Source organism: Micromonospora sp. DT231, assembly GCF_049847025.1.
Lineage (GTDB): Bacteria > Actinomycetota > Actinomycetes > Mycobacteriales > Micromonosporaceae > Micromonospora.
The window spans coordinates 1-10635 of the sequence record NZ_JBNCNO010000028.1 but is presented as its reverse complement, the minus strand read 5'-3'; the positions used below and the strand labels follow the sequence as shown (position 1 = coordinate 10635).

The 10635-nt window shown below is 72.2% G+C and carries 2 protein-coding genes; both read left to right on the top strand.

The annotated features are described in order from the left end of the window. Positions 1-72 precede the first annotated feature (72 nt). Complete coding sequence (locus ACPXBU_RS34730) at positions 73-4092, top strand: SDR family NAD(P)-dependent oxidoreductase (protein ID WP_425761387.1); 4020 nt, start codon at positions 73-75, stop codon at positions 4090-4092. A 25-nt stretch (positions 4093-4117) separates the two neighbouring features. Continuing rightward, positions 4118-10635 (top strand): SDR family NAD(P)-dependent oxidoreductase (locus ACPXBU_RS34725; RefSeq protein ID WP_425761386.1); only part of this gene is annotated, 6518 nt, incomplete at its 3' end.

The window sequence follows — 10635 nt, the reverse complement described above, 5'->3', positions numbered from 1 at the left end:
CGGTGGTTGGAGGTTGGCCCGGACGCGGTGTTAGCCGCGCTGCTACCGGGTTGTTTGACTGCTGATCCGGTGGTGATTGCCGCGACCGGTCGCCGCCCCCGCCCCCGACCCACCACCACCGAACCCGCCACCACCGAACCCGCCACCACCGAACCCGCCACCACCGAACCCGCCACCACCGAACCCGCCACCACCGAACCCGCCACCACTGACCAGCGCGACGCCACCGACAACACCGCCCCCACGGCGTTCGCCGACCAGCAGGACACCACCGAGGCCGCCCCCCGCACGGCGAGCACCGACCCACGCGACGCCACCGAGGTCACCACCTCCACGGCGGTCACCGATCAGCGGGATCGCGATGAGGTCGTCACCCTTCTCACCGCGGCTGCCCGGTTGTTCGTGACCGGGACCCCGATCGCGTGGGATGCGATTGTTCCGGCGCCGGATGTGGAGTCGATTCCGGTGGCGCCGACGTATCCGTTCCAGCGGGAACGGTTCTGGTTGGCTCCTAGTCCGGCGGTTGGGGACGCGTCGGCGTTCGGGTTGCGGCCGGTCACTCATCCGTTGTTGTCCGCCGCCGTGACCGTCGGCGAGCATCTGGTCCTGACCGGGCGGTTGACGGCCGCCACGACAGCGTGGTTGGGCGAGCACGTCATCGCCGGGACCCCGATCCTGCCCGGGACCGGGTTCGTTGATCTGGCCATCCACGCCGGCGACCAGATCGGCGCCACCACCGTCGGGGAACTCACCCTGCACGCCCCCCTGACCATCCCCACCGACATCCAGGTCCAGATCACCCCGACCGGCACCGACGGCCACCACGACCTGACCATCACCTCTCCCACCGGCCTACACGCCACCGGCACCCTCACCACCGACACCCGACCAGAAACCCACCCCGACCTCGCCACCTGGCCACCACCGGGAGCCGAGGCGGTTGCGACGGATGGTCTCTACGACCGTTTGGCTGCCGCTGGTTACCGCTACGGCCCGGTCTTCCAATCCCTGCGTGCCGTCTGGACGGACGGCGACGACGTCTACGCCGCCGTGGAACTGCCCGATGGCACCGATACCACGGGGTACGGCATCCATCCGGCGCTGCTCGACGCGGCGTTCCAGGCGACGCTGCTCGCCGACGAGGGTGGCGCGGTCCGGTCGTTGCTCCCGTTCAGTTTCAGCGATGTGAGGTTGCATGCCGTCGGTGCCAACCGGCTGGCTGTTCGGCTGCGGCCGCTGAGCGACAGCCGGTTCGCGCTGACGGCGGTGGATCAGAAGGGTGATCTGGTCGTCAGTGTCGGAGAGGTGGCGACGCGTCCGGCCGCGGAGGTACGTACGGACGCGGGCGGTGACGCGCTGTTCACGCTGAACTGGTCAGTGGTCGAGGCGGGGGAGGCGGACGGCGCGCAGTCGGACATCGACGTGGTGCCGGTGGACGTCATCGATGCCGACCCGGTTGTAGCCGCCCGTGCGGCCGCGGGCAGCGCGCTCGCTGCCGTGCAGAGGCTGCTGGCCGAGGAGGAGCTCGGCGGCGGGCGACTCGTGCTGCTCACCCGGGGCGCCGTTGCCGCGGTGGCCGGTGAGGTCGTCGATCCGGCCGCGGCTGCGGCGTGGGGCCTGGTTCGTTCGGCGCAGTCGGAGCATCCGGGCCGGTTCGTGCTGATCGACGATGACACTCCGGGCGGCGTGAACGAGTCCGTGGTGCGTGCGGCGGCCGCGACCGGCGAATCGCAGCTGGCGATCCGGGGCGGCCAGTTCCTGGTGCCACGGCTGGTCGCGCCGAATGCGCCACTGCCGGTGCCGGACGGTGCTTGGCGGCTCACCGCGACCGGCAGCACCCTGGACGAACTCGCCTTCACACCGGATGGGGACGCGGCGGCCCCGTTGGAGCCGTGGCAGATCCGGGTGGCGGTGCGTGCGGCCGGCGTGAACTTCCGCGACGTGCTGATCGCCCTGGGCATGTATCCGGAGCGGGCGTTCCTGGGCACCGAGGGCGCCGGCGTCGTCACGGAGACCGGTTCCGCAGTGACACATGTGAATGTCGGCGACCGGGTGATGGGCTTCGTGGACGCCGCGTTCGGCCCGCTGGCGGTCGCCGACGCGCGGACCGTGGTGCGTATGCCGGCGGGCTGGTCGTTCGCGCAAGCCGCAGCGGTGCCGGTGGTGTTCGCGACCGCCTGGTACGGCCTGCGCGACCTCGGCGGCGTGACCGCCGGCCAGCGGGTCCTGGTGCACGCCGCCGCGGGTGGCGTGGGCATGGCCGCGGTCCAGCTCGCCCGGCACCTCGGCGCCGAGGTCTTCGCCACGGCCAGCCCCGGCAAGTGGCCCGCGCTGCGGCGGCTCGGCCTGGACGATGATCATCTGGCATCGTCGCGCACACTCGACTTCGAGGAGCAGTTCCGGGCGGCGACCGGCGGCGCCGGGATGGACCTGGTCTTGGACTCGCTCGCCCGCGAGTTCGTCGACGCGTCGCTGCGGCTGCTGCCGCGCGGCGGCCGGTTCGTGTCGATGGGCAAGACCGACATCCGGGACCCGGAGCAGGTCGCCGCAGCCCACCCCGGCGTTCGCTATCAGGCCTTCGACACCTCGCAGGCCGGCCCGGAGCGGATCGGGGAGATGCTGCGGGAGGTGCTCGCCCTCTTCGAGCGCGGTGACCTCAGCCCCTTGCCGGTGACCGCGTGGGACGTGCGCGACGCCCGGGAGGCGCTGCGCCACATGAGCCAGGCCCGGCACATCGGCAAGATCGTACTGACGGTTCCGGCACCGCTGAACCCTGCCGGCACCGTGCTGGTCACCGGTGGCACCGGTACGTTGGGCGCGCACGTGGCCCGGCACCTGGTGACCGTGCACGGCATGCGGAACCTGCTGCTGACCAGCAGGCGGGGATCGGACTCCGCCGGTGCCGGGGACCTCGTCCACGAGCTGCGCGGGCTCGGCGCCGAGGTGACCGTGGCGGCCTGCGACGTCGCCGACCGGGATGCCGTCGCGGCGCTGCTGGCAACGATCCCGTCGGACCGGCCGCTGACCGCGGTCGTGCACACCGCCGGGGTGGTCGACGACGGCACCGTCGAACAGCAGACCCCGGACCGGATCGACACCGTGATGCGGTCCAAAGTGGACGCCACCGTGCATCTGGGCGAACTGACCGATGGCGACGATCTCGCGGCCTTCGTGCTCTTCTCCTCGGTCGCCGGCCTGTTCGGCAGCGCCGGGCAGAGCAACTACGCCGCCGCGAACGCCTTCCTCGACGCGTTCGCCCGGCAACGGGCCGCGCACGGCCTGCCCGCCCGCTCCCTGGCCTGGGGCTTCTGGAGCGACCGCAGCGCCATCACCGGGAGTCTCGCCGACACGGACGTGCGCCGGGTGGCGCGTACCGGAATGGCGCCGTTGAGCACCGAGGCCGGCCTCGCCCTGCTGGACGCGGCGCTCGCCGGCACGGAGCCTGCGGTCGCACTCACGCCTCTCGACCGAGGCGCGCTGCGATCGATGCCGCCGGAGAACATCCCGGTGCTGCTGCGAGGTCTGGTCCAGCCCGCCGTCCGCCGGCGTTCCGCCGCCACGGACGACGCCGAGGCGTCGTTCGCCGAGCGCTTCGCGGCGATGTCCGGCAAGGAACGGCACAGAGAACTGCTCGATCTGGTACGCCGGAGCGCCGCGCTCGTCCTGGGCCACGCCGACACCGGCGCGGTCGCCCCCGCCGAGTCCTTCAAGAACCTGGGCTTCGACTCGCTGACAGCAGTCGAGCTGCGTAACCACCTGCACGGCGTCACCGGGCTGCGGCTACCGGCGACCGTGGTCTTCGATCACCCGTCCCCGGAGGCCCTCGCCGCCGCCATCGACGGCCGCCTCGCCCCTCCGGTCGAGGATCACCCGGCCGTCCTCACCGAGCTGGACCGGCTCGAAGCGGCCCTGGCCGGCGCCGAACCGGAGGACGACGTGCGCGACCGGGTCACCAACCGCCTGCAGACGCTGCTGCGCCGGTGGACCGACACGTACGGCACCGCCGCGCCGGAGATCGACGACGACGTACTCGACACCGCAACCGACGACGACATGTTCGACCTCATCGACCGGGAACTCGGGCGCGCCTGAGCCGCGCAAGGAGCTGAACGTACACATGGCGAACGAGGACAAGTACCGCGACTACCTCAAGCTGGTCACCGCCGATCTGATGCGGACCCGGCGGCGGCTCGAAGAGGTCGAGGAACGGGCCAGGGAACCGATCGCCGTCGTTGCGATGAGCTGCCGTTTCCCCGGCGGGGTGAGCAGCCCCGAACAGCTGTGGGAGTTGCTCGCCGGTGGCACCGATGCCATCTCCGGGTTCCCCACCGACCGCGGTTGGGACAACGACTCCCTCTACGACCCGGACCCCGACCGGCCCGGCAAGAGCTACGTCCGCGAGGGCGGCTTCCTCACCGGTGCCGCCGACTTCGACGCCGCGTTCTTTGGCGTCAACCCACGCGAGGCGCTCGCCATGGACCCGCAGCAGCGGCTGCTGCTCGAGGTGTCCTGGGAGGCGTTCGAACGTCTCGGTCTCTCCGGCGGCGAGCTGCGCGGCAGCGACACCGGCGTCTTCATGGGCTATGGCGGCGAGGACTACACACCGCTGGTGCGCTCGGGCGCGGGCGGCAACGAGGGATACCTGCTCACCGGCGGCTCCGGCAGCGTGGTCGCCGGGCGAATCTCGTACACGCTCGGCCTGGAAGGTCCCGCGGTCGCGGTCGACACCGCCTGTTCGTCGTCGCTTGTCGCCATTCACCTGGCCGCCGAGTCGCTGCGGCGTGGCGAATGCGGTCTCGCCCTGGCCGGGGGCGTCACAGTGATGTCGACGCCCAAGCTGTTCGTCGAGTTCAGTCGGCAGCGGGGTTTGTCGCCGGATGGTCGGTGCAAGGCGTTCTCGGCGGCGGCGGACGGCACCGGTTGGGGTGAGGGTGTCGGTGTGATCGTGCTGGAGCGGCTTTCGGACGCGGAGCGCAACGGTCATCGGGTGCTGGCCGTGATTCGTGGTAGCGCGGTGAACCAGGACGGCGCGTCGAACGGTTTGACCGCGCCGAACGGGCCGTCCCAGGAACGGGTCATCCGGCAGGCGCTCGCCGCCGCCGAACTCTCCGCGGCGGACGTCGACGCGGTCGAGGCGCATGGCACCGGTACCCGGCTCGGGGACCCGATCGAGGCGCAGGCGTTGTTGGCCACGTACGGCCAGGACCGGTCCGAGCCGCTGTGGCTGGGGTCGATCAAGTCGAACATCGGTCACACGGCCGCCGCGGCCGGCGTCGCCGGTGTCATCAAGATGGTGATGGCGTTGCAGCGGGGGAAGCTGCCCGCCAGCCTGCACGCGGACGAGCCGACGCCCCACGTGGACTGGTCGGCCGGTGCCGTATCGCTGCTTACCGAGGCGCGGGAGTGGCCTCAGGTGGATCGACCCTGGCGGGCCGGTGTCTCGGCTTTCGGCATGTCGGGGACGAATGCGCACGTGATCGTGGAGCAGGCTCCGGCGGCTGAGGCCGCGGATGTGGTGTCGCGGGAGTTGCCTGTTGTGCCGTTGGTGTTCTCCGCGCGTGGTCAGGCGGCTTTGGCCGCGCTGCGGGAGCGGGTATCTGGTGATTCGGCGGCGGTTGGTGCTGCGTTGGTGCGGCGGTCGGTGTTCGAGGATCGGGCGGTGCGGGTCGGTGGTGAGCTGATCGAGGGCACGGCCGTGGTGTCGCGGGATCGTGTGGTGTTGGTGTTCCCCGGTCAGGGGGCGCAGTGGGTCGGCATGGGCGGCCAGTTGCTTGATGAGTCGTCGGTGTTCGCCGCCTGGGTCGCGGAGTGTGAGCCGTTGGTGGATTTCTCGCTGGCGGAGGTGTTTCGTGGTGGTGATTTGGACCGGGTGGATGTGGTGCAGCCGGTCTCGTTCGTGGTGATGGCCGGTCTGGCACGGATCTGGCAGTCCCTCGGCCTGCCGATCGCGGCCGTCGTCGGGCATTCACAAGGTGAGATCGCCGCCGCCTACATCGCCGGTCGACTGTCGTTGGAAGACGCGTTGCGGGTCGTGGTGCAACGTTCCCGGATCGTGCGGGAACGGTTGGCCGGTGCGGGGGCGATGGCGTCGGTCGGTCTGCCCGCGGATGAGGTGCAGGTGTTGTTGACCGACGGGTTGAGTGTGGCCGCGGTCAACGGCCCGTCGCAGGTCGTCATCGGTGGTGACCCTGCCGAGGTGCAGGCGTTGGTTGCCGTGTGTGAGCAACGGGGGGTGCGGGCCCGGTTGGTGCCGGTGGACTACGCCTCGCACACCGCCCAGGTCGACGTCATCCGCGAGGAACTCCTCACCGCCCTGGCCGGGATCACGTCACAGCCGGGTGCGCTGCCGATGTACTCCACCCTCACCGGGGCTGTGCTGGACGAGACCGTGCAGCTCGACGCCGAGTACTGGTTCGCGAACCTCCGCTCGACGGTGCGGTTCGCCGACGCGGTTCAGGCGTTGACCGGTGACGGGTTCGACGTGTTCGTCGAGTCCAGCGCTCATCCGGTGTTGACGTACAACATCGATGCCCCGGTGGTGGTGGGGACGTTGCGCCGTGGCGAGGGTGGTTGGGATCGGGTGGTGCGGTCGGCGGCGGAGGCGTGGGTGCAGGGCGTCCCGATCGACTGGGCCACCCAGTTCGCCGGCGTCACTCCCGCTGACCTACCCACCTACCCCTTCCAACACGAGCGCTACTGGATCACTCCCACCGGAGCGCGCGGCGACGTCACCGCCGCCGGACTCCAGGCCGCCGACCACCCACTCCTCACCGCCGTCGTCCGCATGGCGGAAGGCGACCGGACCCTGCTCACCGGCCGCCTGTCGCTGGCCGCGCAGCCGTGGCTCGCCGACCACACCGTCGAAGACACCGTCATCCTGCCCGGCACCGGCTTCGTGGAGTTGGCCGTCCGCGCCGGCGACGAGGTCGGCGCCACGCTCCTGCGCGAACTCACGCTGCACGCGCCCCTGGCGATCCCGCGCACCGGCGGTGTCGACGTGCAGGTCGGCGTCGGCGAACCGGACGAGAACGGCGACCGCGGGCTAACGGTCTCGGGCCGGATCTCCGGCGACGACGGCGAGTGGACCCGCCACGCGGAAGGCACCCTCGCCATCGCCCCCGCACCGGCCGAACCCGGCCTCACCGCGTGGCCGCCGCCCGGTGCCATCGCGGCGGAGACCGGTGACCTGTACGAGCGCCTCACCGGCGCCGGCTACGGCTACGGGCCCACGTTCCAGGGCCTGCGGGCCGCCTGGCTGTCCGGCGCCGACGTGTACACGGAGGTCGACCTGCCGGACGACGCACGCGACGGCGCGGCCGCGTACGGCCTGCACCCCGCACTGCTCGACGCCGCGCTGCACGGCATGCTGCTCACCGAACGGGACCGGAACGCGCCTCCGGCGGTGCTGCTCCCGTTCGCGTTCACCGGTGTACGGCTGCACGCCGCCGGCGCGGACCGGCTGCGCGTCCACCTGACCCGCCTCGGCGACCGGGAGATCCGTATCCGCGTCGCCGACGTCACCGGCGCACCGGTGGCCACCGTGGACTCGCTCGTGCTGCGTGCGGCGGCCCCGACCGAGACGCGTACCGGATCGGGCGCGCTGCTGCGGCTGGACTGGCCCGCCGTGCCCGTACCGGAGGAGACACCGGCCGGCCGCTGGACCGCCGTCGACGGGCACGGCCTGGACCTGGTGGGGCCGCTCGCCTCGGCCGGCGTGGACGTCGAGGCGCGCGCCGACCTGGCCACGGTCGTCGCCGAGGCGTCCGCCGGCGGTGCGGTACCCGACGTCGTGGTGGTCACCTGCCCGCGCGGCGACGCATCGGCCGGCACCGACTGGACGCACCGACTCGGCTCGGTGGTGCTCGGGCAGGTGCAGCAGTTCCTCGCCGAGCCGGCCCTCGCGGAGAGCCGGCTGGTGCTGATGACCGAGCGGGCGGTCGCGGCCGCACCCGGTGACACGGTTGCGCAGCCCGCGCAGGCGGCGATCTGGGGCCTGCTGCGCTCCGCCCAGTCCGAATATCCCGGCCGCTTCGTGCTGGCCGACGTCGACGAGCGGCCGGAGTCGCATCGCGCGCTCGCCGCCGCCGTCGCCTCCGGTGAGCCCCAGCTGGCCCTTCGCTCCGGCACGGCCCAGGTGCCGCGGCTGTCCACCACCGCGCCGCGGACGCCGGCCGTGCCCCGGTTCCGGCCCGACGAGGCATGGCGGCTGGAACCGGCCGGTGACGGCGGAACCATCGACGATCTCGACTTCGTGCCCTGCCCCGACGCCGCCGCGACGCTGGAGCCGGGGCAGGTGCGGGTCGCCGTACGCGCCGCCGGGGTGAACTTCCGCGACGTGCTGATCTCACTGGGCATGTATCCCGAGCACGCACTGCTCGGCACCGAGGGCGCCGGTGTCGTCGTCGAGGTCGGTCCCGGCGTGACCGACCTGACCGTCGGCGACCGCGTCCTCGGCTTCCTGCCCGGCTCGTTCGGGCCGCTCAGCGTCGCCGACGCGCGAACCGTCGTGCCGATGCCGGCCGGCTGGTCGTTCGCCGAGGCCGCCACTGTCCCCGTGGTCTTCACCACCGCCTGGTACGGGCTGCGCGACCTGGGCCGGCTGGACACCGGCGACCGGGTACTCATCCACGCCGCCACCGGCGGTGTCGGCATGGCAGCGGTCCAGCTGGCCCGCCACTTCGGCGCCGAGGTCTTCGCCACCGCGAGCCCCGGCAAGTGGGACATCCTGCGCGCTCAGGGTTTCGCGGAGGACCACATCGCGTCCTCGCGCAGCCTCGACTTCGAGGACCGGGTGCGGACCGTCGCCGGCGACCGCGGCATCCAGGTCGTCCTGGACTCGCTCGCCCGCGAGTTCGTGGACGCGTCACTGCGGCTGGTCGCGCCCGGCGGCCGGTTCATCGAGATGGGCAAGACCGACATCCGGGATCCGCAGCGAGTCGCCGCCGACCACGACGGGGTGCACTACCGCGCCTTCGACACCGGCGAGGCCGGGCCAGAGCGGATCGGCGAGATCCTGCGCGAGGTCGTCGCGCTGATCGAGGCGGGAGTGCTGCGGTTCCTGCCGCGCACCGCATGGGACGTCCGCGACGCCCGGGACGCGCTGCGCCACCTCAGTCAGGCCCGGCACATCGGCAAACTCGTGCTCACCGTGCCACACGCCCTCGACCCGGCCGGCACCGTCCTCATCACGGGAGGCACGGGGGTGCTCGGGCGGCAGGTCGCTCGTCATCTGGTGGAGGCTCACGGCGTACGCAATCTGGTCTTGGCAAGCCGCAGTGGCCTCCAGGCGGAAGGTGCCGCGGACCTGGCCACCGAATTGCGCGCCCTGGGCGCCGAGCCGGTCATCGTCGCCTGCGACACAGCCGACCGCGACCAGCTCGCCGCACTGCTTGCCGCCCAACCGACCGACCGCCCGCTGACGGCGGTGGTGCACACCGCCGGTGCGCTCGACGACGGCATCCTGGAACAGCAGAACGCGTCGCGGCTCAGCGGCGTTCTGCGCCCGAAGGCCGACGCGGCCGTGCATCTGGACGAGCTGACCCGCGGACATGACCTCGCGGCGTTCGTGCTCTTCTCCTCGATCGCCGGCCTGTTTGGCGGTCCCGGCCAGGCCAACTACGCCGCGGCGAACACGTTCCTGGACGGCCTGGCCCAGCGCCGCCGGGCCGAGGGCCTGCCCGCGGTCTCCGTCGCCTGGGGCTTCTGGCAGGAACGCAGCGGCCTCACCGGGCACCTCGGCGACGACGACGTGCGCCGCATGGCCCGCTCCGGAACCCGGCCGGTGAGCACCGCCGAAGGGCTCGCCCTGTTCGACGAAGCCCTGACCACGCCGTACCCGGTGGTCGCCGCCACCGGCCTGGACCGGACCGCCCTGCGCGGCGCCTCCGCCGACTCACTGCCGGTCCTGATGCGCGGCTTGGCGCCGACCACCAACCGCCGGGGCCGGGCCGCTCAGGCCGCCGCTGCGGGCGCGGACACGCTCGCCGACCGGCTGGCCGCGATGAACGACACCGAACGCGACCGTACGCTGCTCGAACTCGTGCAGGGCCAGACCGCCGCCGTCCTCGGCCACGCCACGACCGACGCGGTCGTACCCGGACAGGCGTTCAAGGACATCGGCTTCGACTCACTCACCTCGGTGGAGCTTCGCAACCGGCTCACCACCGCGACCCGGCTGCGGCTGCCCGCCACCCTGGTATTCGACCATCCCACGCCGCTCGCTCTCGCCGCCTACCTCGGCCAGGAGCTGCTCGGCCGTAGGCCGCAGCCCGTCGCGGTGGCGCCGACGACCGCCGCCGATTCCGGCGACCCGATCGCGATCGTCGCGATGACCTGCCGCTTCCCGGGCGCGATCGCGTCGCCCGAGGATCTCTGGCGCCTCGTCGCCGACGAGGCCGAGACGCTCTCCGACCTGCCCGCCGACCGTGGCTGGAACCTCGCCGAGCTCTTCGACCCCGACCCCGGCAAGACCGGCCGGTCCTACGTCGCCGTCGGATCCTTCCTGCACGACGCCGCCGAGTTCGACCCGTCGTTCTTCGGGATCAGTCCGCGTGAGGCACTGGCGATGGACCCGCAGCAGCGCCTGCTGTTGGAGACGTCGTGGGAGGCGTTCGAGCGGGCTGGCATCGATCCCAC